General features: G+C 39.2%; 23 protein-coding genes and 1 riboswitch. Of the genes, 1 reads left to right on the top strand and 22 read right to left on the bottom strand.

The genetic code is table 11. The annotated features are described in order from the left end of the window. Nucleotides 1-8: 8 nt before the first annotated feature. Nucleotides 9-1,409 (top strand): ABC transporter ATP-binding protein, encoded by a 1,401-nt coding sequence (locus tag T408_RS0105725; protein ID WP_028119104.1) that lies wholly within the window; start codon nt 9-11, stop codon nt 1,407-1,409. Between the two features lie 96 nt (nt 1,410-1,505). Here T408_RS0105725 and T408_RS11745 read toward each other — a convergent pair whose 3' ends face one another. The 22 genes from T408_RS11745 to pfkA form a co-directional block, all read right to left on the bottom strand. Then, the gene (locus T408_RS11745; RefSeq protein ID WP_051444816.1) at nt 1,506-2,771 is read right to left on the bottom strand and encodes a LysM peptidoglycan-binding domain-containing protein; all 1,266 of its coding nucleotides are present in this window, start codon (nt 2,769-2,771) and stop codon (nt 1,506-1,508) included. Between the two features lie 142 nt (nt 2,772-2,913). Continuing rightward, the gene (locus tag T408_RS0105715; protein ID WP_028119103.1) at nt 2,914-3,642 is read right to left on the bottom strand and encodes a DnaD domain-containing protein; all 729 of its coding nucleotides are present in this window, start codon (nt 3,640-3,642) and stop codon (nt 2,914-2,916) included. 50 nt (nt 3,643-3,692) lie between these two features. After that, nucleotides 3,693-4,169 (bottom strand): PepSY domain-containing protein, encoded by a 477-nt coding sequence (locus T408_RS0105710; RefSeq protein ID WP_028119102.1) that lies wholly within the window; start codon nt 4,167-4,169, stop codon nt 3,693-3,695. A 64-nt stretch (nt 4,170-4,233) separates the two neighbouring features. Further along, nucleotides 4,234-6,732 (bottom strand): exonuclease domain-containing protein, encoded by a 2,499-nt coding sequence (locus tag T408_RS0105705; RefSeq protein WP_028119101.1) that lies wholly within the window; start codon nt 6,730-6,732, stop codon nt 4,234-4,236. Nucleotides 6,733-6,746: 14 nt separating this feature from the next. Beyond that, entirely contained in the window at nt 6,747-7,970 is a 1,224-nt protein-coding gene (locus tag T408_RS0105700) for a CCA tRNA nucleotidyltransferase (protein ID WP_028119100.1), read from the bottom strand. Next, nucleotides 7,948-8,502, bottom strand: coding sequence for a YpiB family protein (locus T408_RS0105695; RefSeq protein WP_235731625.1), 555 nt, complete (start codon nt 8,500-8,502; stop codon nt 7,948-7,950). Before T408_RS0105695 ends, T408_RS0105700 begins: the two co-directional genes overlap by 23 nt. Beyond that, the gene (locus tag T408_RS0105690; RefSeq protein WP_028119098.1) at nt 8,492-9,784 is read right to left on the bottom strand and encodes a tetratricopeptide repeat protein; all 1,293 of its coding nucleotides are present in this window, start codon (nt 9,782-9,784) and stop codon (nt 8,492-8,494) included. Before T408_RS0105690 ends, T408_RS0105695 begins: the two co-directional genes overlap by 11 nt. A gap of 111 nt (nt 9,785-9,895) precedes the next feature. Continuing rightward, nucleotides 9,896-10,174: an HU family DNA-binding protein gene (locus T408_RS0105685; RefSeq protein WP_028119097.1), complete on the bottom strand. Its 279-nt coding sequence runs from the start codon at nt 10,172-10,174 to the stop codon at nt 9,896-9,898. A 133-nt stretch (nt 10,175-10,307) separates the two neighbouring features. Then, entirely contained in the window at nt 10,308-11,624 is a 1,317-nt protein-coding gene (der, locus tag T408_RS0105680) for a ribosome biogenesis GTPase Der (protein WP_028119096.1), read from the bottom strand. Nucleotides 11,625-11,709: 85 nt separating this feature from the next. After that, nucleotides 11,710-13,023: a 30S ribosomal protein S1 gene (rpsA, locus tag T408_RS0105675; protein WP_035420234.1), complete on the bottom strand. Its 1,314-nt coding sequence runs from the start codon at nt 13,021-13,023 to the stop codon at nt 11,710-11,712. Between the two features lie 119 nt (nt 13,024-13,142). Next, on the bottom strand, nt 13,143-13,817 hold the full coding sequence (cmk, locus tag T408_RS0105670; protein ID WP_028119094.1) for a (d)CMP kinase: 675 nt from the start codon (nt 13,815-13,817) through the stop codon (nt 13,143-13,145). Between the two features lie 68 nt (nt 13,818-13,885). Continuing rightward, nucleotides 13,886-14,605 (bottom strand): LysM peptidoglycan-binding domain-containing protein, encoded by a 720-nt coding sequence (locus T408_RS0105665; RefSeq protein ID WP_028119093.1) that lies wholly within the window; start codon nt 14,603-14,605, stop codon nt 13,886-13,888. Nucleotides 14,606-14,757: 152 nt separating this feature from the next. Then, nucleotides 14,758-15,345, bottom strand: coding sequence for an ECF transporter S component (locus tag T408_RS11010; protein WP_035420232.1), 588 nt, complete (start codon nt 15,343-15,345; stop codon nt 14,758-14,760). Nucleotides 15,346-15,587: 242 nt separating this feature from the next. After that, nucleotides 15,588-15,715: riboswitch (FMN riboswitch) on the bottom strand. A 62-nt stretch (nt 15,716-15,777) separates the two neighbouring features. Further along, nucleotides 15,778-16,500 (bottom strand): pseudouridine synthase, encoded by a 723-nt coding sequence (locus T408_RS0105655; protein WP_028119092.1) that lies wholly within the window; start codon nt 16,498-16,500, stop codon nt 15,778-15,780. Further along, a complete protein-coding gene (gene scpB / locus T408_RS0105650) occupies nt 16,501-17,112 on the bottom strand; it encodes an SMC-Scp complex subunit ScpB (protein ID WP_028119091.1) in 612 nt (203 codons plus the stop codon). Then, nucleotides 17,090-17,869 (bottom strand): segregation and condensation protein A, encoded by a 780-nt coding sequence (locus tag T408_RS11005; RefSeq protein ID WP_035420230.1) that lies wholly within the window; start codon nt 17,867-17,869, stop codon nt 17,090-17,092. The genes scpB and T408_RS11005 overlap by 23 nt, the downstream gene beginning before the upstream one ends. Before the next feature lie 8 nt (nt 17,870-17,877). After that, on the bottom strand, nt 17,878-18,285 hold the full coding sequence (locus tag T408_RS0105640; protein ID WP_028119090.1) for a hypothetical protein: 408 nt from the start codon (nt 18,283-18,285) through the stop codon (nt 17,878-17,880). An 82-nt stretch (nt 18,286-18,367) separates the two neighbouring features. Next, on the bottom strand, nt 18,368-19,537 hold the full coding sequence (gene deoB / locus T408_RS0105635) for a phosphopentomutase (protein WP_028119089.1): 1,170 nt from the start codon (nt 19,535-19,537) through the stop codon (nt 18,368-18,370). A gap of 12 nt (nt 19,538-19,549) precedes the next feature. Then, on the bottom strand, nt 19,550-20,461 hold the full coding sequence (xerD, locus tag T408_RS0105630) for a site-specific tyrosine recombinase XerD (protein WP_235731624.1): 912 nt from the start codon (nt 20,459-20,461) through the stop codon (nt 19,550-19,552). Further along, the gene (locus T408_RS0105625; RefSeq protein WP_028119087.1) at nt 20,458-21,327 is read right to left on the bottom strand and encodes a CvfB family protein; all 870 of its coding nucleotides are present in this window, start codon (nt 21,325-21,327) and stop codon (nt 20,458-20,460) included. Before T408_RS0105625 ends, xerD begins: the two co-directional genes overlap by 4 nt. A 109-nt stretch (nt 21,328-21,436) precedes the next feature. Then, nucleotides 21,437-23,194, bottom strand: a complete 1,758-nt coding sequence (gene pyk, locus T408_RS0105620) for a pyruvate kinase (protein WP_028119086.1) — start codon at nt 23,192-23,194, stop codon at nt 21,437-21,439. A gap of 42 nt (nt 23,195-23,236) precedes the next feature. Further along, entirely contained in the window at nt 23,237-24,211 is a 975-nt protein-coding gene (gene pfkA / locus T408_RS0105615; RefSeq protein WP_028119085.1) for a 6-phosphofructokinase, read from the bottom strand. Nucleotides 24,212-24,226: the final 15 nt, after the last annotated feature.

Genomic DNA, 24,226 nt, shown 5'->3' with positions numbered 1-24,226 from the left:
GGAATTCAGTGAATCTTGTTAGCTGTCAAGACTTAACCTTTACCTATCAGCACCAAACCCAAGCCAGTATTAAAGATATCAATCTAACAGTTAAACAGGGAGAGACTATCCTTATCTGTGGGGCCAGTGGTAGTGGCAAAACAAGTCTAACTCGCATAATCAATGGCCTGGCGCCAAATTATTTGCAAGGGAAACTGACAGGTCAAGCCAAAACCAGCCATTTAGTGGCTGGTTCAGCTCCAATCGAAGCTTATGTCCCCTTAGTGGCTACCGTGTTTCAAAACCCTAAAACACAGCATTTTGCTACAAATACCACCCATGAGCTTGCCTTTACCTTAGAAAATCTTGGCAAACCAGCAGATAAAATTCAATGGACGATTGACCACTTATGTGAGATTTTTTCTTGTCAACAACTATTGGACCGCAACATCTTTGACTTGTCAGGCGGAGAAAAACAACAAGTCGCTCTCCTAGCTGCTACCACTACCCGTCCGCCTCTGTTAATATTAGATGAGGTAACGAGCAATTTAGACCATGCAGCGATTCAAAAACTAAGACGTCTCATCCAAAGAATTCAAGCCAAGGGCGCAAGTCTAATCATTCTAGAACACCGGTTAGAATGGGCTGTGGATTTAGTGGACCGCTTCATCTATATGGAAGATGGACAAATAACAAGAGAATGGTCCAAAGAAGAATTTACCCAACTTAAAGACCAAAGCCTGCATAATCTAGGCCTGAGGTCGACCAATCTCAGCCGGCAACGACAAGAACTCCAAGAAAAGGCAAAACAATCCGTAACTGGTGACTTACAATGTCAACAACTAGCACTAGGTTACTCTAAAAAAGACCCAATCATCCAATCCTTGGATCTTTCTTTTAACAAAGGAGAAATTACGGGATTAATAGGCCCTAATGGTGTTGGAAAAACAACACTCGCTCAAACTCTGACAGGACTCCTCAAACCACTCAAAGGTCAGATACGCTATTTAGGTCAAAAACAATCTCGCCATCAACTTTTGAATCAAGCATTTTTAGTGATGCAAGATCCTAACTTCCAACTCTTTAGCGAAACGGTCAAAAAAGAAGTTTTACTGCAAGCCAAGTACCCAGACCAGTATCACTCAGTGATGAAACAACTGCATTTAATTGAATTTGAAGATCGTCATCCCATGACTTTATCTGGAGGACAAAAACAACGCGTAGCCGTTGCTTCAGCCGTTTTGTCAGGTAAAGAAATAATTATCTTTGATGAACCGACAAGCGGACTAGATTATTGGAATATGCAGTCCATGGGACAAATTCTCCAGCAGCTAGCTCAAGCTGGAAAAATTGTTATTGTCATTACACACGATGAAGAATTGGCTTGTGAATATTGTGACCGCATCGTTGACTTTTCCTCATTCGAATAGAATAAAAAAGCTCCCGCCAGTGATCTAATTAATTAGAATCCACTAGCGGGAGCTTTCCGTTACGATGAAAAAAGAGACCCGAAGGTCTCATAATCATTAGTTAAAAGATACATGAACATGGTCATAATGATTAGCTGTTACAGAACCACGGTCTTCCATAGGCGTCCATTGACGGTTCCAGTCTCCGTAGATTTGCTGTTGCCAAATGACATAGCTAATATTATTAGCAGCCATATTTTCAATCGAGTAATTCGCAATAGCATTACCTTTTGCAACATCATCATAGACCATAAAATCTACTGCTTTACCTTGCCCATGATCACCAGGATCACCCGCACGGTATAGACTATAATCCTCCACGCCGTACATAGATCCTACCTTCTCCTTGTAAGCTGCTGCATCTGCAGTAAGGCCAGCATTCTCTGGATTAGCATAAGGGTCAATAGCTTCAGCCGGAGTAGCTACTACTTCTTCTGATACTGATTCAACGGTCGATTCTGCCGGAGCAGTCTCCACTTCAGCTTCAGAGCTAGTGATAACTTCTGGGTTCGTCACTTCCAATTCAACTGGATTATTTGTCTCTAAGTGACTTTCTTCACTTGGAGTAGACTCTCCAGCAGGATTCAATTCTCCAGACTGGCTAACTGGTAATTCTTCACTAACCGGAGTCACTTCCCCAGCTAAGTCAGCTTCTGTCTCTGCACCCAAAAAGCTTGCTTGATCAGTCGATACGGCCGAATCAGTAACTAGCTGGTTGGCAGGCGCAACATCTGTAGTGACAACTTGTTCATTACCGCCAATAGCTGGTTGACTAGGCTCGTTTGCGGTCCATTCTGGAACCTCTTCAACTAATGTTTTTGACTGGTTAGCTGAATCAGAAACATTTACTTGGGAAACTGTTGGCTCTGATTCTGTTTCAACCCACTCTTGAACGGGGGCAAGAACGGTCTCACTACTTACTTGATTGGCTTGATGATTGCCTAGCGTATCAAATGAGAAAGAGTCTCCTGCTACCGTTTCAACAGTAAAGGCATAGGTCAAGTCGTTGACATCTTGATGAGCTGTTATTTGGCTACCTGTTTGCATCAATTGTGCGCCCACTTGTCTATCCATAGCCTGAAAAATTTCAAGTTCGCTAGAGAAAGCTTCAGCAATCACTGATAAAGTATCCCCTGCTTGAATAGTATAAGTTAAGTTTCCATTGTTATCACGAATAATTTCACTGACAACATCGTTAACATTTCGAGCTTGCCATTGACTATCGTCTTGAATAGCTTCCGTCTCTTGAGCTTGTACCAAAGCATTTGGTGCTAAGAGTCCTAAGAAAGAAGCTCCCAACATTAATTTATTTTTGAATTTCATTTTATCACCTTGTTTAGTTTAATAATTAAATAATTTCAGGCCTTGTTTCGAACCTGAACTATTTCATAGTCTAACAAGGAATCAGATAGACATCAAGCAGATTTCAGCTACTTAACTGAATTGTATTCACTTTGTAATAATCTTATTTAAAGTCCCAATCATAAATAGGAATTTCAACTTGATCATACAGGCTTTCTTCTTTTCTTTGCTTGGTTTTGAGAATGCGCCCACTTCTTTCTTCAATATAAGCCTTAGCCTCCTCAGCTGTTCTAATGTTTCGCTTCTGCCAATTCAGCAAGATTTTATCAATATATTTAATATTTGGCGCTTGATTTAAGATAGCTTCTTTAAGAGCTAGACGGATCAGATCAGGCGGCTGCTGATCCTTATCAACCCAGGCACTCACCATCTCCAGCTCCATTGACGATAGGTTACGTCCAAATTCCATTTGAAAGTCATCTAATAATTGTCCCACATCATAATGAGTTGCCACTTGAAACTGAGTATTAGAACTTGATTCTGCTTCTACGACCGGTGAATCTTCAGCAGAAGCTAAATTTTCTAGAACATTAAAAAAAGGCTGAATGGAATAGTGGTCACTTTGCTTCCCTTCTTGATTGGTAATAGTATCCATATGAATATATCCCTTATCAAGCAGACTAGCTAAAGTATCATAAAGTTGGTCCACACTCCAAGCCAAGCCGGCTGCTACTTGGTCTAAATCTTGAATATCCTTTTGTTGATTACTAGCATAGATTAAGTAGATCAGTAAAATAGCTTCATCTCCTGTTAAATCAAGCTGGTTAAACTTGCTAATAAATACAGTCGGCACTAATGTAAAGCCAGATTGCATCATATGGAGTAAGTCCATTGAATCCCCTCCTATTAAAAAGAACACCACCTAAGTGATGCTCCATTAAATTATAAGTTTCCGATTGTTTGAAGCCACTCACCTGATTTAGCATTGATATAGTAATAATTCAAGTGCTGATCCTTGCCTTTAAAGGCTACCTCCCAAACGGGGACATCTTCAACCATCCCCAAGCGCGTATTCATAAAAGAGGCCACTTCATTATAATTAGCAGCTAAAGACTTGGCATCATCTTCAGAAATTAAGTCTTGATCAGTATAATAATCTACGTCACCGCCATCTTGAGCAACAATAGCATAGCGTCTTTGGCCTTCTTGATCAACAAAATCTAAACTAAAATATGAATCATCAAGAGTAAACCAATAAAAATCATTTACAATATCAATCGGATAGTCGTAATTGACTAGTTCGATTGTTTCTTTTTCAGCTTGTTCGATACTCTCTTGACTTTCAGAAAACAACCACAAACCAGTTGCTAGTACAATCAAAAGAATAATAGTTAAAATCGTAACTGTTCTACGGCTCAATGACTTCCCTCATTTCTTTTATAGCTCATTCATTCTAACATAAGTTAGCCGCAAAATAAATAAGCTAGCTACTTTCAATCTCACAAATGGCTTGTAAATCTTGTCTTAACTGAAGACTATAATTCTTAGTAAATACTCTAGCATCCATCAAAAATATTGGACTGACAAAATGATAAGCATTTAAAGTCACCAGTAATTCTTTAAGCGTTTGGACCATCCTCGGGTAGACAAATTGCTCAAAAATTCCCGAATCATCTAGATTAACTTGATCTTTGATTGCTTGAAACTGTACATGGTCAAATGATTGGAAGGGAAGCCGTTGAATGTAGACAGAAATATCGATAGCCCCCATATCTGCTGATAAAGATTGAATTTGGCGACGATTCCCTAGTAAAATCCAAGTATCTGTTTCAAGTAAACGTCTCTTAATTCTGCTAGCATTACCTGTCACTCCACATGCCAACAAGTGATAACGATTGATTATATCTAAATCCTCTCCCAGAACTTGATAAAGATAGTGGAGCTGTTCTTGATTGCTAGCAACAATTGCTAAGCGCGACTGGAGGTCGTTCAATTTAATGTGGTCAAGTAGCAGTTGGGCTGTCAACTGCAGATCCTCAGTTTGTTCATTGATAAATTCAAGAGGAATTTCAAGCCTTAGTTTGGTCCGCTGTTGATTAAGTTTGGGAAGCGTTAGGTAGACGAGCTTTTGCCCTTGTATACCTGTATAGTTGGTCATCAATTGATCATTGCTATAATTTCCCAAGCTAATCAAGGACACCTGTTTAAAAGAATCCATAAAAGCTAGGTAATCTTTGTTAATAACAAGGGGTGTCAAAATTAAATTTAAATCAAAAAACTGACCATGAGAGAAACTTGCGCGCGCTGATAGATACCAACCAACTCTTTGACAAGTCGCGATTGACTTCAGGTCAAGCAAAAACTTATTGAGATCAGCTAAGGATTCTTCACTAGCCTCTCTAATTTCAAGAATTAAACGCTCTAGGTCCTGACAGGCTAATTGAAGATTAGCCTGTAACTGATCCCAGATCGGTTGATTGAATGATAAGTATTTCTCGATTACTTGCAAAGAAGATTGTTTGTTTTGTTGAATCTGCGCCTTTAAGAAATGAGACAAATCTTGAAGGCATTTCTTGATGATCTCTTGTAGATTTCTTATCCGTTCTCCTTGAAGCACAGCTAAACTTCCTTCGTTAATACGACGTAGCTGAAGTAGCAAATGCGACAAGTTTAATTTCCTTGAATAATAATAGCGAAGTTCTTGAGCGAGCGAATGAGTATCATAAACTAACAAACGGCGCTGCTGGCTGAATTCAACTGGCATCACTTGTAGACTATAAGGGAGATAAGTATGGTCTACCAAGCAGAAGTTAGCAAGCAGACACTTCTTTTTATTTTTTAGATAAAAATAGTGGGGCTGATTTTCCTTAATAGATTTTGCGTACTTATCAATTAAAGAATGACAATGGAGATGAGAGTGAATTTCTTGATAGTTTCCTGTATTTGACTGACTCAACCAATAATAACAAGCGGCCAATTGAATAAGTTGCAATTGGTTAAAGGATTCTTTACCAACCAAAGCTAAAACTGATTCAAACGCTTCAAGATGGATAAAGCTTGAAGAAGGTAGTAAAAGCCCAAACTTTAAGGATGGATCCATTGCTTGAAATTTTTTCAGCCAAGTAGATAATTCTTCTTGATCAGGAATGGATAAGAGAACGGGATCTCTTTGACTTTGCAGATAAGCGTAGGCCTTCATTATTGTAGGCGAGATCGGTCGATCAGGGTCTTCAAAAAGAATAGAGGAGTGTGGCCGAGCTTGTTCTTCCATCCACTTGGCTAATTGAAGACTCAAGTGCGTTTCATCTTTTAATTGTCTGGTACTGATCGGTTGTCCTTGCCCATCAATTAAGGACTGAGGATCTCCTAATACAAAATCAGTGGCATGACTCATAAAATAAGTTTCATCATCATTTAAGTGTTTCATTACTAAAAGCAACTGGTCTCTAACACTAGCTTCCATTTCAACGACTTGCTGGGCTAAATTCGCCAATAAATAGGTCGTAAATTTAGCATCCGATAAGGCATCATGAGCATCCTCAAAAGCGACAGCTAGATGCCGACTTAAACTTGATAAACTAAAGCCATTACTTTGAGGCAACAAAATTTGACTTAGAACAACGGTATCGATTCTAAGCGGTTGATAATCATAGCCATACTCCTTGAAAAACTGCTGTAAAAATTTGTAATCAAAATTAATATTATGAGCAACTAGGATGCAATCCTGCAATTTTAGCCACCATTCATCAACTATTTGATCCCATGTTGGAGCTTCCAACAAATCATCATCATTAATACCTGTTAACTGGCTAATTTCAAAGGGCAGATCCATTAAGGGATTCACTAACTGACTGACTTGCTCAATGATTTGACCCTCACAATAAATTACCGCAGCGATCTGGATGATCTGATCCCCTTCTTTTCGGTTGGGTCCCGTGGTCTCTAAGTCAACCACAGCTATTTTAGCCTTACTTACAGTCAATTGCTTCACCTCCCCTAGTCTTGGTATTGATCAATAAATTCTTTAATAGCCTCTTCCTGATTCATTAACTCTCCTTGGACGATTGCTTTTTCCACTTGCTGGAGCAAACGACCGATAATAGGGCCTCCTTGGTCCATTTGTAAGTATGCCATTAAGCAACGGCCATCCATGACAATCTCCTGGCGATTCTTAATTGGAAGATTTTGCCAGATAGTTAAATAATCATGGGTATCCACTCCATGGACTTGCAAGTAGGACAGACAACGTTCAACTGTTAAATCTGAGTATTGATAAATCGACCAAGCATTCAGTTGACCTCTTGATTCTTCTTGTAAAAACTCAATGATTTCCAGTGTTTCACTGATCATCTGATTACTGTGGGTCCATGCACGCAACATTTTTTTACAGGCGCCTGTATCTAGGCCTAAGTGCCCTAATAATAAAGCCCAAACTAAAGGTAAAGGACGATCCATGTCGTTTTCAATCATAGGCTTTAAATCTTGGGCTAAATCAGCCAAGGCTTGCCCAGCTACTGGATTTGAAAACCCAGGTAAATAAACTATTAAACCTGTTTCTTGAAGGGATAAATAAGTTTTAAAGAAATAATCACCAATTAGAAACTTATCCATTTCGATACGGATTCTTTCTATGGCGATCTTAGTTATCAATTCAGACAGCGATTGAATAGCTGAAAAAGTGGCTCGCTCAATTTTAAAACCTAATTTACTAGCAAAACGAACGGCACGCATCATTCTAAGGGCATCTTCTTGAAATCGTGCACTCGGATCTCCTACCGCCCGAATCAAACCCAACTCAAGATCAGCAAAGCCTCCATGATAATCATATAGCTTTCCATCAAGATCACAAGCCATGGCATTAATCGTGAAGTCTCTTCTCAAGGTATCTTCTTTTAAATCTCGGACAAATTCAACGGAATCCGGACGACGATAGTCAGAATATTTTCCTTCCGTTCTAAAGGTTGTAATTTCATAAGGTTGCTGTTGATAGAGAACAATGATAGTTCCATGTTCGGCTCCTACATCAATCGTCGAAGGAAAGATTGCTTGAATCTCTTCAGGCCTAGCACTAGTGGCTATATCGATATCGTGAATCGGATCATCTAGAAGCAGGTCCCTAACACAGCCCCCCACAAAATAGGCTTCAAAACCCTTATCAACTAGTTCTGACATAACGGGCATCGCTTGTGTAAAATATTTATTTTTTAAATCTAGCCACATGATATTCCTCTTTCAAACGATTGATTTGTTGCAAGTATTCGGCACTTACTTCAGGATGTCCCCCATCAAGGGCTTGATTCAAGGCCTGAGTCAGTTGATTCATCCTACCTATCAAACTCACAAGTTTTAAACTTTGGTCCAAGTCATCGCTCAAGGTTGGGGAGATTAGATAGGGATTTTCTTCAAATACTTGGTAGTAATTCGCCCAATAATAATAATCAGGCAAAACTAATTCCAAGCAATAAAAGTCGTTGGGTTTATTCCGACTTAGCCGCAAATCATGAAAGACCTGATCCAGGCTTTGCCATTCAATCTGATTTTTGAAATAAACAACATTCTCAGGATCTTGACACATTAAATCAATTCTAATACCTCTTGGTGATTGTTGAACGTGTTCTGTGATAATTATTTGATCCAAAAGCTTAGGTTCTTTCATGAGAAATTGAAAAAAATAAGCCGTTGGAAGTTGCAAAGGTGGAAAGTGATCTAAGATCCAGGAAAAAAACTCAATCTTCGTCAGATTAACCACCATAGTCATGATCGTCCCCTTCATCCATCTTCAATGTGTTACCCATCCAGTCTCTTCTCAAAATCTCTGCTTCCTCTACTCGACCTAAATCACTAAGAACTTGATAATAAGAATCATATAAATTTGCTTCATTGACTTGTAAGTCCAGTGCTTGCTTGAAAGCAAGGGCAGCTTCCTCTAATTGACCCTTGTCTTGGTATGCCTTACCAAATAAATAACTTAAATAAATTTGATCATCCTCTAATTCCTTACTTGCTTGAGATAACAATTCTAAAGCTTTATCAGGCTGTTCTTCATCTAAATAATGATTGACAAGCAAGGATAATACTTCATAGTAAGAGTCAAAATCATCAATCAGATCCAATAATTGCCCCAATCGCTCTAGCAGACGATCGGGTAAGTAATTGATTGCCAAACCACAACGTGCCACTTCTATAATCTCTTGAGAATAAGGGGGCAAACTCAAACAGAGCCAGTCTATTTGATCTTGAGCTTCTTGATTGTTACTTTCTTCGATCGCTATCTGAAGCAAAATAAAGTGAGCATCAAACGAATCCTTATCTAAATCAAGCAGTTGACCAGCCAATTTCTTAGCTTTTGTTAACTCGTTGACCCATAAATAAGCATAGCTAGATAACTGAAGTTCATCCCTAGATTCAAGTGGAAGGTCTTTAACTTGGATCAACTGATCAATTAATTGCTGGTCAATGATTTCTTGCTTGAGCGCTAATTCTAATAGTTTTAATCTAGACCGACGCCGATCTGACTCCTCCAAGAAATAATCAAATATTAATTGATAGTACTTTTGCGCGCTCTCAATCATATCATGACTGTCATATAGATCAGCCAACTGATGATATGCTTCAACTTGGACAGGATAATCTTGGATCAGATTGGTTAAGATTTCTCTAGCTTCATTCACCTTATTTAGACTAATTAAAATATCGGCTAATAAAAGCTGGCAGTTGTAATCCCTATTTTCGGATGGAATCTTATAAATCCATTCTAATGCTTGATTTGACAACAGATATTGTTGATAAAACTTTGCAATTAAATAGGCCAAATGATCATGCCCATTGATATCGTATAAGTTAATGGCTAATTCAAGTCCATGATGGATGCGACCTTGGTCAACTAAATCTTGACTGATTAATTCCAAGACTTGAAAAACTTTCACTTCATTTGGGGCACGATCAATATAGTCGGATAAAATACCAAGAATACTTTCTTCATTATCAATAGCAACATGTTCAAGATGATAAGAGATTTCTTCATAAAGTTCCACTAAACCACATCCTATCTTTATACTTGACTATTATAGCAAAATTAATACTTTCTATAAAGGAATCCAAAATAAAAAGGACTGTCCTTAGACAGTCCCAGAAAAAGGAATTAATTAACCTTTAACGGCATCTTTAAGACCTTTACCAGCTTTGAATCCAGGTACTTTAGTAGCTGGGATTTCAATTTCTTCACCTGTTTGAGGGTTGCGACCCTTACGAGCAGCACGCTCACGTACTTCAAAAGTACCAAACCCGATGACTTGAACTTTTTCACCAGCTGCTAGTGTTTCTTCAACAGTTTGGAATAAGGCTTCAACTGTTGCTGTAACATCTTTTTTAGTTAAGTTTGTTTTCTCCGCAACTTTTTCAATTAATTCTGCTTTATTTGCCATTATATCGTCCTCCTTTATATTTGGGCTCCTCGAGCCAATTGAAATTAAACCTCTCGGGTCATTTCTTAATAAGAATATCATATACGATAGATAATTACAACGGAAAAGACTGTTATTATCGCTTTCTTAACAATTATTGTCGCTCTCTAACTAATAGTTTAATGGCTGTTCCCTCAAAAAAGAATGCTTCTCTGAGTTGGTTTTCAATGAACCGTAAATAAGAAAAATGCATCAAATCAGGATCATTAACAAAGATGATAAAAGTTGGAGGCGCAACTGCCACTTGAGTCATATAAAAGATATTTAAACGTCTACCCTTGTCGGTTGGCGTAGGATTCATCGCAATAGCATCCATTAAAACATTATTTAAAGTCGAGGATTGAATCCGATGGTGACGATTCTTGTAGATCGTCTTTAATAGCTCTGGTAATCGATTCAATCTTTGATGGGTATGAGCAGAAACAAAAAGAATTGGCGCATAAGGAATAAACTTGAAAGCTTCTCTAATATCTTGAGTGAATTCCTCAAATTTATTATTGCCCTTATCCACAGCGTCCCACTTATTGACTAGAATAATGATCCCCTTATTTGCATCAGCAGCATATCCAGCTATATGTTTATCTTGCTCACGAATACCCGTTTCAGCATCAAGCACCAAACAAACGATATCACTACGATCTATCGCAGACATAGCTCGCATGACACTATATTTTTCTGTATTCTCATAAACTTTACCACGTTTACGAATTCCAGCTGTATCAATCACTGTAAATTCTTGACCCTCTTGATCTACAAAATTTGTATCAATGGCGTCTCGCGTCGTCCCCTCCATGTTGGAGACAATCACCCGGTCTTCAGCCAAGATCGCATTCACTAAACTGGATTTACCCACATTCGGTCGACCAATAAATGAGAAGCGAATCAGATCATCATCCGGGTCATTATCAGTGAATTCTGGAAAATTAGCTACAATTTCATCCAATAAATCACCTAGTCCCTGCCCATGAGAACCAGAAATAGGAATGGGATCACCCAAACCTAGAGAATAAAACTCGTATATTTCTTGCCGTTGTTCAGGATTGTCGGCCTTATTGACTGCCAAAATAACTGGTTTATCGCTTCGATGAAGCAGACGGGCAATCGCTTCATCTTCACGCAATACGCCTTCCCTCACACTAGTAATCATCACAATAACATCTGCTTCATCCATTGCAATCTCAGCCTGGTAGCGAATTTGCTTCATCAGTGGCTCATCGTTCATTTCAATCCCGCCCGTATCAATCAAGCGATAGTCTCTACCTAACCATTTACCCGTCGCATAAATACGATCTCGGGTGACACCGGGCATATCTTCAACAATCGAGATCCGCTCACCGACCAATCGATTGAATACGGTCGACTTACCAACGTTTGGCCTACCAACAATCGCTACTGTAGGTATAGTAGTCATATTACACCTCCATAAAGTTATTATAACAAAGAAAGACTGACCGGAATCCAGTCAGTCCTAAATTACGAATTAAACAAAGTAAGAATTACTCTTCATCTGATTTAAATTGAGATAAAGCGTCTCCTAAAAGATCTCCCATTGTAAATGAAGATTCTACATCATCATTTTGGAATGATTGATGGTTGTTGTTAGAACGATTACCACGCTTGCTAGATCCTCTTCTTGAAGAGTCTTTCTTAGCAGGTCTAGCTGGTGCATCATCTTGGCGAGCAGGCGCATCTTGTAAAGCCTTGATAGAAAGTGATAATCTTTCTTCTTCAGGGTCTACACTAAGAACCTTAACTTGAACTTCTTGACCTTCTTCTAATTTTTCATGAGGAGTTCCAATATGTTCATGAGAAATTTGAGAAATGTGAACAAGTCCTTCAACACCAGGGAATACTTCTACAAAGGCACCAAAGCTAGTTAGGCGTTTAACTGTTCCATCTAGAACTGCTCCTTCAGGTGCTTTTTCTTCGATGTCATCCCATGGTCCAGGTAAAGTATCTTTGATAGATAGTGATACGCGACCTTCTTCTTGGTCCACAGATAGAACCTTAACATTAACTTTTTCACCAGGTGTTAAATAATCGCTTGGCTTGTTAACGTGCTCATGAGCAATACGGCTAATATGAACTAATCCGTCAACGCCACCTAAATCAACAAAGGCACCAAAGTTAACTAGACGTGCAACTGTACCTTCAATGATTGATCCTTCTTCAATTTCAGCTAAGCGCTCAGCACGTTTACTTTCACGTTCTTGACGAGCAATCTCTTTGTGAGAAAGGATTAGACGGTTTTCACTTGGTTCAATTTCTATGATCTTGAATTCAAGGGTTTGACCAACATAAGTTGAAAAATCTTCAACAAAATAGTCTTCTACCATTGAAGCAGGCACGAATCCACGAACACCTGCATCAACTACTAAACCACCTTTAACAACATTCTTAACAGGGGCAGTAATTGTTTCGTTGGCATCTACTTTTTCTTGAAGTTCATCCCAAACTTTCTTAGCGTCTACACGACGTTTAGAAAGTAAATAGTTACCATTTTCTTTGTCTTTGATTGGTTTAAGGACGATAACTTCAATCTCGTCACCAATATTAACAACATCAGTTAATTCTTCAAATGGTGTAGCAGATAATTCATTACGAGGAATAACACCTTCTAATCCGCCACTTTCTTGAATCGCAACGCGTACTTGACTATCATCAAAAGCCAATACATCTACAGTTACGCTATCTCCTAATTTAATCTCTTTAACAGAATCAAGAGCATCTTCCATTGTTTCCATTGAAACAGCCTCTTCTTGTACTGCTTCTTCTTCGTTTAATTCGTTGTTTTCTACAAACTCTGACATTTACCAGTTCCTCCTAAGCGTTACCTATATCTATGATTGATTGTAATCAATCAAGTATACCTATAATACCAAATATTGTTCATAAAGTCTAGACTTATGCCAAATAAATCCGCATCGCTTTAATTTTTATCTTGAATAATTAATTTTATTTTTGCTACTAGTTCTTGGATTGAAAGGTCACTAGTGTCAATTTCAATAGCATCCTTGGCTTTAGTAAGCGGACTTATTTCTCTTGTCGAATCTAAATGGTCTCTTTTAATTATTTCTTTCTCGATTTCTTCAAGTGTTTGATTGGAGTACCCTTTTTCCATGTTTTCATCATAACGTCTCTGGGCACGAACACGCGGACTAGCTGTTAAAAAGAACTTAAAGTCCGCTTCAGGCAGAACCACCGTCCCTATATCACGACCATCCATAATTACAGATTGGGACTGAGCAACGTCTTGTTGAGTTTTAACCAAAAATTCACGTACAAGCGGATTGGCAGAAACTTTTGATACTGCTTGATTAACTTGAGGGCTTCTTAACTCTTGATCTAATTTTTGACCATTCAAAAATATATTCTGTTGCCCTTGATCAATTCGAAAAGTCAGATTTAAACTTTCCAACAATTCTTCCACTTGGCGGTCGGAGGATAAGTCGGTGTTGGATTGGATAGTAGCTAGCGTTATCGCACGGTACATAGCACCGGTATCAATATAGATTAGATCTAAGTCTTGTGCTAACTGCTTGGCCAAAGTAGACTTACCTGATGAGGCCGGACCATCAATGGCAATTTGAATATTAGGAATCATGATTTCATCCTTTCATAAAATAAGCAGACAAAACTTCAAAGGAAGTCTTGTCTGCATTAACTTGTAAATTACGGAATAATAATTTGCTGACCTGGATGTATCGGCGTATCAATAGAAGCACCATTAGCAGCCGCTAAAGTATAAACATCAATCCCATAAGCTCGAGCAATACCATACCAAGATTCACCTTGAGCAACTGTATGCCCACCAGCAGGAGCCGCCTCTTCAGCCGGGGTTACGGGTGCTACTGGAGTAGCTGGCGCAACAGGAGCTGTTGGTTCCGGCGCAGTCGTTGTATTAGCTGCTTCATTAGTAGATGATGCTTGATTTTGAGCTAATGAACGTGACTCATCATTATCAATAGTGCTTGAAGAAACACTCGATGATTGGCTTGATTGACTCGCTTGAGAAGACTGGGAACTGGCTGATTCTTGTGATGAGGCCGATTCGGTATTGCGTGAGATTGTCACTTGTTCAGTGGTTCTTTGAGCAACTTGCTGGTTGTCTCTTTGAGATGAAATTAACCACCAAATTATAAAAGGAGCGATGACAGTCACTACAATAGCGCCCAAAAGCACCTTTGATAAGGTTGTTGCTTCTTTTTGTGGTTGGTTACGGGCCGTTCTAGAGAACTGGCGAGTCTTTAGGTTTTCATCTTGAGAGAACTTACGATTCCACGGCTTCTTGTCTTGCTTAACTTCCGCTTCCTCATGGGTCACCTCTTGATCCAACTCTTCAGTTGAAGGATTAATATTCTCGCGATAATCCTTTTCATTATCTTTTGTCATAAAATACCTCCTAATAAGATAGATCACCAAGCGATCTTACCTAATAAGTTTACCACAATAATACGCCAAATTTACAATTAGATAAAGCGCTTTTAGGCTTTTGAGGCTAAATGACACTAAATTGTAACCTAAACGTAACATTTACAGCAATTTTAACTATATTTATAATAATAGCGATCTCGCTTAGCAAGCAAAGGTTTAAATACTTTGATCGTTATCAATTGTCCGATACCGATAATCACACCCTTAATTAAATTAAAAGGAACTACCACGGCCATCACATAAGATAAAATATCATCAATCGGAAAATTCATAACCGTAATATAGATAGGCAATGTAACAAAATAATTAAGTAAAGCGAGAGCTAAGGTCAATAATAAGGTTGAAGATACCACAATAACAACGGATTGCATTGCTTTAGACCAAGATTTAGCATAAGCAAGAACCCAGTGGGTTGGTAATAGCATGGCTACGGTAGCCAGTAAAGACATAATCGCACCAATCGGGATCCCTGCCTGACCACCTTTCAAAATGAAATTCAATAAATCTCGAATAAATCCAACCAAGAAAAAACCGACAGGTCCCTTAATTAACATACCAACTAAGGCAACTAAATCACTGAAATCAATTTTTAAAAATGGAGCAGCTGGTAATATTGGGAATTCAATCGTCCGAACCAACAAGGATAGAGCCCCTAATATTGATAAAATAACTAAATCTTGAGTCGATAAACGTTTCATAATGTCACTACTTTCTACCTTTAATTAGAATAATAGGTTAATCAAGGGAAAGTAATGAGGTCTCAGTATACTCATTTAAGATATTTGCTAAGATTGAGTGATCCTACATTAGACCATTCAATCACTCACCCATTAGAAGTTATCTGATTATTTCTGAGTGGACAGTAGCTAGCAATGAGCCCAAACAAAAATAAACGCTTTAACTTCTTCAAGATAAAGCGCTTAAATACATTAGTACGTATTTATGTCTTCTTTATTCCAGACTATACTGTCGGTATCGAAATTACATCGATTCAACCCTCGGTATGAACCTTAGGCTCGTGGACTTTTACCACCGGTCGAGATTTTCACTCTGTCCCTGAAGAACTAATACTATTCTATTAATGGCAATATACCACAATAATATAAACTTGTAAAGGGCTTTCATCACTTTTACTCATCCGTGGCCATCTTGTTGAGTTTATCAACTTCAAAGGCAGTCAACTCCCGATACTCCCCCGGTTTAAGCTGTCCTAAGTTTAAGAATGCAACGCGTTCTCTTTTGAGGCGAACCACCGGGTAGCCAATCGCTTGAAACATTTTCTTGACTTGGTGGTTCCATCCTTCATGAATCGTTAAACTCACGACAGCTGTTTGGTTATTCGGATTAGATTTGACCAAGCGACTTCTTGCCCTGGAAGTTTTCTTACCATCAACCACTACACCTTTGGCAAGCCTTTTCAAATCTTCTGGACTCGGAATGCCTTCAATCTTAGCAATATATTCCTTATCAATTTGATGACTAGGATGGGTCATTCTATTAGCAAATTCTCCGTCATTAGTCATTAGTAAAAGCCCGGTCGTATCAAAGTCAAGACGTCCAACAGGATAGATCCGTTCGTCAATCATTTCAAAATAATCGTTGACCACCGGACGGCCTTTATCATCACTCACAGCTGAAAGAACATTTCTAGGTTTATAGAATAAAAAGTATCTGGGTTCTTCTCGGTAAATCGGAACACCATCTACTTCCACTTGATCACTGGGACTAACTTTAACGCCCAGTTGATCCACAAGCTGGCCATTCACTTTAACTCTACCGGCTTTAATGATCTCTTCGCACTTGCGTCGGCTAGCAACCCCTGCGTGGGCCATGACCTTCTGTAGTCGTTCCATTTATTCGGCTCCTTCTATCCTTTGATCGGTTTCTTCTAATTCAAGTTTGGGATGCCATTCCTTGAAATCAAATAATTCATTGTCTGCTTCTTGAGGATTTAGAGCCAAAGGCTCAATTTCTGGTAAATCTTCTAAGGTTTGTAGGCCAAAATAAGACATAAAATAATCAGTCGTGCCATATAAGAGGGGTCTACCCGGACTATCTACACGACCGACTTCTTTAATCAAACCTCTACCTTGAAGGCGTTGCAACATATTGGAGGATACGACGCCTCTAATATGATCAACCGCTAATCGAGTAATGGGTTGGCGGTAAGCAACGATCGCTAATGTTTCAATGGCTGCTCGACTCAACGTTTTAGTATGGGGAGCCTGTGCAAAAGCTTCCAAATCACTCGCATATTCTTTTTTTGTAACAAATTGATAAGCCGAATTATACTTGACGAGTTCTAAAGGATTTTCAGAATCTTCTCTAAAAGATAATTCGATGGTCTGTAGATGACCTCTTACTAGATCCTGATCCATATCTAAAGAATAGGCTAATGCCTCCAATGTAATCCCTTCTTCCCCACTTACAAATATAAGGGCTTTAATACGAGCTAAAGGACTCATTATCGTCATCTCCTCTTGCATTCTTTTTTAGATAGATAGGAGCCATAATTTCCTCTTGAAAAAAGGTCAAGTATTGTTTACGAACTAATTCCAGCACGGCTAGAAAACTATTGATAATCTCCCGGCGATTACCAGTAGAAACAAATGTATCAAAAGAAACTCGATCTTCTCTTGAAAGCGGTCTAAAATAATCATGCATTAGCTTGATTTTATCATCAACCGTTTCAGTATCTTGATGGATTTGCTTATGCCTAGGCTCTCGCTCCAATTGTTCCATTAGAACTTGTTGCATACTTTCAACGAGATGATCAACAGTCAGCTCGCCATCTTTAAGTGGAACCGTCTCTAAATAGCTGGTCAGATCACTAGCTGGGCGTCCATAGTTTAAGGCACGTGACGCTTCTAGTTTCTCTAACTGGCTTGAGACTTCCTGAAACTGTTGGTACACAAGTAATTGCTCCACTAAGCTCGCACGAGGGTCTTCACCTTGATAAGGATCCTCCCAGTCTTGATCTGGTTCAACAGGTAGTAGGAGCCGACTCTTGATTTCAATCAAAGTAGCGGCCATCACCAAGTAATCGGCCACTTTATCTAGTTGCAATTCTTGCATGGATCGAACATAGGTTAAATATTGCTGCGTAATCTCAGCCATCGGTATATCATTGATGTCTACTTCCATTTTTTTAATTAAATGCAATAGCAAGTCTAAAGGACCATGGAAATCTTCAAGCTCTAATTCTAATTCGTAATCAGCCATCAGATAACCTAATATTCATCAGCAACAGGTTCATCTTCCAACTGCTGATTCCAAGTGGCTAATTGGTCGACAGTATCCATCGAACCAATAATTGGAACTCCTTCATAGATGGCTCTCAACTCACGGTACATCTGAAAATCAATTTGATCATTGTTAAATGACGGGATGACTGCCACTCGATGCAAGGTAACAGAATTAAGTTCATGGCTTTCATCACGGTTTTCTTCAATGGCTAGTAATCCAATAAAATTTTCGCTGTCTTCTTGACGATACAAGAACAATTCATAATGATCATTCTGACGATATTCTTCAAGTAATTCTCTCAAGTCTTCTGTTGTTACTTGTTCATCGTGACAAGTATAGGATAGAAGACCCAAGACAATTAAGTCATTTTTATTTTTTGATGAAATGAGCACAAGCGCCCTCCTTTCGAGTTTAAATTCTAACCAATTAATCAGCAATAATCAAGTCTTAATAAGTAGGAAGTTAGCTCAATATTTAGATCAATTGACTGAGGAAACTAGTTCCATTTTCTGTTTGAGCAACACCAAAATTATCTGAGATAGTAGCAGCAATATCAGCAAAATAGCTGGCATCTAGCTCCTTCATTTGGGTTAGCAATGGACTGTAGACTAATAGAGGAACATACTCACGCGTGTGGTCAGTTCCAGAATAAGTCGGATCGTTCCCATGATCAGCCGTAATTATAAACAAATCATTGTCTTCCATTTTATCTAGAACTTCTGGAATTCTTTGGTCGAATTCTTCAAGCGCCTGACCGTATCCTTCGGGGTTACGACGGTGACCATAGACTGCATCAAAATCTACCAAATTAGTGAAGGATAATCCAGTGAAATCTTGATCCATAACCTTCAATAACTTGTCGACCCCATCCATATTGTTCTTGGTTCGATTGGCCTGAGTAATACCCGCTCCATTAAAGATGTCCTCAATTTTACCAACCGATATCACTTCATGCCCAGCTTCTTTTAAGAAATCTAAGGTTGTCTTGCCAAATGGGCTCAGGGCATAGTCATGGCGATTACTTGTTCTTGTAAAATTACCTGGCTGGCCAATATAAGGTCTAGCAATAATTCGGCCCAGCATATAAGGATCCTCTAAGGTAATTTCGCGTGCAAATTCACAGATACGATAAAGTTCATCAAGAGGAATAACGTCTTCATGAGCAGCAATTTGAAGCACTGAATCTGCAGAAGTATAGACAATCAAGTCTCCAGTTTCCATTTGATGAGCCCCATATTCATCAATGATCGCTGTTCCAGAAGCAGGTTTATTTGCCACTATCGAACGACCTGAAAAATCTTCAATTTGTTGAATAAGCTCATCTGGGAAACCATCAGGAAAAACTCTAAATGGTTGTTCAATCTTTAAGCCCATAATTTCCCAATGACCGGTCATCGTGTCCTTGCCGGCTGAAACTTCCTGTAATTTAGTCCAGTAGGCTTTAGGAGCTGATTGGGTCTGGATACCCTTTAAGGCTTCAATATTCCCTAATCCCATCGCTTCCATGTTTGGTAATTTCAAATCAACCGTTTCGGCTATGTGCCCCAGTGTATGAGCACCCTCATCATTAAATTCAGCAGCATCTGGTGCTTGACCGATACCCACAGAATCCATCACCAATAAATGTATTCGTTTAAAATTCATCATGTCCTCCTTTTATGCTCTAGGGAAATTCTTGCGATAAACTTCTTGCAATCTAGTTTTAGTTAAATGCGTGTATATCTGTGTTGTAGAAATATCTGAATGGCCCAATAATTCTTGTACCATCCGTAAATCTGCTCCATTCTCAAGTAAATGACTGGCAAAAGAGTGCCTTAATATATGAGGTGAAATTTTTTTGTCAATGCCAGCGATTTGGACATACTTATTAAGGTTCTTCCAGATACCCTGTCTTGTGAAAGTATTGCCTCGTTGAGTCAAATAAATTGAGTCATTAGAGTTGGCTGACTTGTTAGCATAGATGGGACGTACCTCATCTAAGTATCGTTTCAACCAATATTCTGCCTCACCACCAATTGGAACGAGTCGCTCTTTGTTACCTTTTCCAACAGTTTGAATAAATCCCATCTGCAAATGTAACTCATCCATGGTCAGACTAATTAATTCACTGACACGCAAACCACTCGCATACATCAACTCGAAAATGGACCGGTCTCTAAGTCCGTTGTTAGTAGTTGTATCTGGCGCTTCTAATAAACAGTCTATCTCATCCGTATTTAAGATCGTGGGTAGATGCTTTTTGTTTTTAGGTGCCTGAATGAGTGACATCGGACTTTCTTGAATAATATTTTCTCTCAACAAAAACTGAAAAAATTGTTTTAAACTGGTAATATGGCGAGAAGTTGTGGCAGCGCTAAGATTATTAGCTTTTAAATCTATTAAATAGGCTTGAATGTCTAGTTCCTTGACCTCTTGGATAGATTGGATTTCCTCTTGCTTCAAATAATTAATAAATCTATGCAAGTCATTTCGGTAGCTCGTTTGGGTATTCTCGCTCCTACCTAAATCAATAGCAAGATAACGAATAAAATCATCGATCAGAGAAGTAAAGCTTGAATTCCCTGTCACTTGTCTGCCCCTTTATCAAGTAAATAGATCCCTTCTCCTACTTCCTGACGAATTCGCCCTTCTTTCAACAAGTTCCCAACAGCTCGTTTGAATTGCTTTTTGGAAATACCTAATAAGTTTTTGATCTCATCTGGGTGTGATTTATCATGTAGGGGAAGAAAGCCACCTAGACTTCGTGATAAAACAGCCAAAATCATCTGGGCATCTTCAGAGATTAATTCGTGTGCTCGTGGACGAGTGGATAAATTTAATCGTCCATCCAAATGAACATCTATCACCCGCGCCTCTACCTCTTCCCCTAATCTTAAGGGATTTAATTGCTCATCGGTATGAATAAAGGCATCATAACCATCCTTGGTGAATACTTGCGCCCCAGCACCAATTAGACGATAGACCCGTGCCTTAGTATCTTGATTTTGTAATCTAGCTGGTGCTTTTTTTCTAATTCGACTAATTTCTTCTTGGTAGCCTAGCTTTGCCCAAAACCTCTCCCGTTCATCTATTTCATAGGTGACAAACAACTCATCACCCACCTTTGGCCATTCCCAACTTTCTAGTGGCAAATCATCACTGGATAGTAATATGTCTTTTTGATCCAAACCAATATCTACAAAAGCTCCGGCTTCAGTATGCAAAGAGACTACCGGAGCCCAATCGTAAATACCCGGTCGAATTTTAGGTAATTGAACCTGTAGTCTCTTTGTACCTTTTCGATCTTCGTAAGCTAATCCTTTCAAATTATCACCAATTTGGGGAGTCGCTTCTAGCTGATCTAGTGCTACTTGGTAAGTAATACCTTCTCGTTGAGTAAATACCGCATTTTCATTTATATCTGTTATTTTCGTTTCCATTAGTTGCCCTGCCATGATTATTTCCTCATTTCTTTATACCTCTCAACATTTTACCATACTAGATCATTCTTTCAAAAAAATACAAAAAAGCTCTAAGCACAGCTTAGAGCTTAAGCACTTGTTATTAGATTGAAACAGTTGCCCCACGGTAAATGCGTCCACGTCTAGCATCTACTGTAACCAGTTCATCTTGTTGAATAGCTTGAGTAGCCCCGTCTGCTGCTACAATAATTGGAATACCTAATTCTAGACCAATAATTGCTGCGTGAGAAGTCATTCCTCCTTGTTCAACAACTAATGCTCCGGCTTTTTCAAGAGCTGGCTGGTAGCTAGCGTCTGTAGTCATTGTTACTAACACTGCACCGTCATGCATTTTGTCAATTGCTTCTTGAGAAGAAGTAGCCACAACTGCTTTACCAATGAAGGTACCTGTACCAACACCTTCACCTTTAGCGAGCAGGGTGCCAATTTGTTGAATTTTCATAATATTGGTTGTTCCTGATTCACCAACTGGAACACCTGCTGTAATTATAATCAGGTCACCTTCGTGAGCAAATCCCTTTTCTTGAGCTAGAGCCGTTGCTGCATCTAACATCTCATCGGTAGAAGCTGGACGTTCAATGGTAAATCCTTGAACACCCCATGCTAAAGTTAGACGGCGGTTTGTTTCTTCATCAAAAGTAGCCGCAATAATATTTGCTTTAGGACGGTACTTAGAGATCATGTAAGCTGTGTGGCCAGAAGAAGTAGCTGCAACAATGGTTTCAATTCCTAAGTTGCGAGCAGTATGTCCAACAGCTTGTCCAACAGCTTCAGTTAAATCACCTTTGTCGTATGCTTTAAGAGCCATAGCATCTTGACCGATCAAGGCTTCTTCAGTTCTTAGACAAATACTTGCCATCGTCTGTACAGCTTCAACCGGATAATCTCCAGACGCTGTCTCACCCGATAACATCACCGCATCTGTTCCATCGAAAATAGCATTGGCAACGTCGTTAGCTTCTGCACGAGTTGGACGAGGGTTAACTTGCATAGAATCAAGCATTTGAGTAGCCGTAATAACCGGTTTGCCCGCTTGATTACAACGACGAATTAGGTCTTTTTGGATAATTGGCACTTCGTTGGTTGGGATTTCTACCCCTAAGTCACCCCGAGCAACCATAATTCCATCTGAAACCGCAATAATTTCTTCTAGATTGTCCACACCTTCTTGGTTTTCAATCTTAGAAATAATTTGAACATCCGTACGACCTTCTTGCTCTAGGACTTCACGAATTTCCATGACATCTTGAGCACGACGAACAAATGAAGCAGCAATAAAGTCCATGCCTTCACGTACACCAAAGCGGATATCAGCTTCATCTTTTTCTGTGATACCTGGAAGTTGAAGTGATACGTTTGGAACGTTGACACCCTTATTTGATTTCAGTACACCTGTATTTTGAACTTGTGTAACAATTTCATTTAAATCATGGTCAATATCAGTAATTAATAAATCAATTAAACCATCATCTAATAAGATGTGTCCACCGATAGCTACATCTTCAATTAATTTGTCATAAGTGACTGAGATTTTTTCAGGTGTTCCAGCCACTTCGCTCATAGCGATACGAACAGTATTACCTTTTTCTAATTGAATGACAGGTTCAGCCATCTTATGCGTTCTAATCTCAGGTCCTTTAGTATCAAGGAGAGCACCGACCGTTCTACCGGTTGCTTGACGAGCGGCCTTTAATTTATCAAGGCGTGCTTTTTGCTCTTCATGATTACCGTGCGAAAAGTTAAAGCGCGCCACGTTCATTCCCGCATTGATCAATTGCTCCATGATTTCTTGAGTATCTGTTGCTGGTCCTAAAGTACATACAATCTTAGTTTTTTTCATAATATAAAATTTCTCCTTTTGTGAACAATAAAACGTTTAGGCTTATAGTTCTCTGTCAGTTAAGGCCTGGTTTAAGTTAAATAAATCTTCACGAACACGATGCTCTCTCTTCTCGAGCGTTTCAACAATATCAAAGATTGCTAATTGTTCTTGAACAATTCCTAAATAAATTCCCTGCTGGCCTTCCATTAATAAATCGACGGATTTAGCACCCATTAAAGTTGCAAACACACGATCTCGAGCGGTTGGGCTACCTCCTCGTTGAATATGAGACAGAGCTACACCTCTAACGTCTTGCTCTGGGGCTTTTTCTTTATATTTTTCGACAAAGTCTTCTACACTGTCTACTCCCTCAGCCAGAATAATCAGTGAGTAATCCTTACCTGATCGGCGACCCACCCGAACACGATGAACAACTTCATCCATATCGTAAGGCTCTTCTGGAATAATGATTGCATCTGCCCCAGCTGCTACACCAGCCCAGATGGCAATATCTCCTGCATGTCGTCCCATTACTTCTACAACAAATGTGCGTTCATGGGAGGAAGCCGTATCTGAAATCTTATCAATAGCATCTAGGGCTACCGTCACAGCAGAATCAAAACCGATCGTATATTCCGTACCCGGAATATCATTATCGATGGTTCCAGGAATACCTATGGCAGGAAAACCTAATTTAGTTAAGGCTAAAGCGCCACCAAATGAACCGTCCCCGCCTATAACAACTAATCCTTCAATATTTTGTTTACTTAGTTGATCAATTGCTCTTTCTTGCTGGATACGTTCCTTGAATTCAGGAAAACGTGCCGAATGAAGGAGTGTTCCTCCAGTCTTAATTCGATGGTGTACGTCGCTAACGGTAAGTAATCGGAAATCGCCTTCAACCAGGCCACGATAACCGTCATTTACACCATAAACTTCTAACCCATGGTGAAGCCCTTGCTCTACAACAGCACGAATGGCTGCGTTCATACCTTGAGCATCTCCACCACTAGTTAAGACAGCAATACGTTTCATATATTACTCCCCTCT

Origin of the sequence: Hutsoniella sourekii ATCC 700629, assembly GCF_000518205.1 — a bacterium.
GTDB classification, from domain to species: domain Bacteria; phylum Bacillota; class Bacilli; order Lactobacillales; family Aerococcaceae; genus Hutsoniella; species Hutsoniella sourekii.
This window is presented reverse-complemented; position numbering and strand designations above follow the sequence as displayed.

Excerpts from the sequence above, each read along its gene's own strand:
- pyk (WP_028119086.1), bottom strand. The coding sequence starts at position 23,194 with ATGAAAAAAACTAAGATTGTATGTACTTTAGGACCAGCAACAGATACT.
- T408_RS0105655 (WP_028119092.1), bottom strand. The coding sequence starts at position 16,500 with ATGGAACGACTACAGAAGGTCATGGCCCACGCAGGGGTTGCTAGCCGA.
- T408_RS0105685 (WP_028119097.1), bottom strand. The coding sequence starts at position 10,174 with ATGGCAAATAAAGCAGAATTAATTGAAAAAGTTGCGGAGAAAACAAAC.
- T408_RS0105715 (WP_028119103.1), bottom strand. The coding sequence starts at position 3,642 with ATGGACTTACTCCATATGATGCAATCTGGCTTTACATTAGTGCCGACT.
- rpsA (WP_035420234.1), bottom strand. The coding sequence starts at position 13,023 with ATGTCAGAGTTTGTAGAAAACAACGAATTAAACGAAGAAGAAGCAGTA.
- pfkA (WP_028119085.1), bottom strand. The coding sequence starts at position 24,211 with ATGAAACGTATTGCTGTCTTAACTAGTGGTGGAGATGCTCAAGGTATG.
- T408_RS0105695 (WP_235731625.1), bottom strand. The coding sequence starts at position 8,502 with ATGGTGGTTAATCTGACGAAGATTGAGTTTTTTTCCTGGATCTTAGAT.
- T408_RS11005 (WP_035420230.1), bottom strand. The coding sequence starts at position 17,869 with ATGGCTGATTACGAATTAGAATTAGAGCTTGAAGATTTCCATGGTCCT.
- deoB (WP_028119089.1), bottom strand. The coding sequence starts at position 19,537 with ATGAATTTTAAACGAATACATTTATTGGTGATGGATTCTGTGGGTATC.
- scpB (WP_028119091.1), bottom strand. The coding sequence starts at position 17,112 with ATGAGTCCTTTAGCTCGTATTAAAGCCCTTATATTTGTAAGTGGGGAA.
- T408_RS11745 (WP_051444816.1), bottom strand. The coding sequence starts at position 2,771 with ATGAAATTCAAAAATAAATTAATGTTGGGAGCTTCTTTCTTAGGACTC.
- T408_RS11010 (WP_035420232.1), bottom strand. The coding sequence starts at position 15,345 with ATGAAACGTTTATCGACTCAAGATTTAGTTATTTTATCAATATTAGGG.
- der (WP_028119096.1), bottom strand. The coding sequence starts at position 11,624 with ATGACTACTATACCTACAGTAGCGATTGTTGGTAGGCCAAACGTTGGT.
- T408_RS0105665 (WP_028119093.1), bottom strand. The coding sequence starts at position 14,605 with ATGACAAAAGATAATGAAAAGGATTATCGCGAGAATATTAATCCTTCA.
- cmk (WP_028119094.1), bottom strand. The coding sequence starts at position 13,817 with ATGATTCCTAATATTCAAATTGCCATTGATGGTCCGGCCTCATCAGGT.
- T408_RS0105700 (WP_028119100.1), bottom strand. The coding sequence starts at position 7,970 with ATGTGGCTAGATTTAAAAAATAAATATTTTACACAAGCGATGCCCGTT.
- T408_RS0105625 (WP_028119087.1), bottom strand. The coding sequence starts at position 21,327 with ATGGCAGGGCAACTAATGGAAACGAAAATAACAGATATAAATGAAAAT.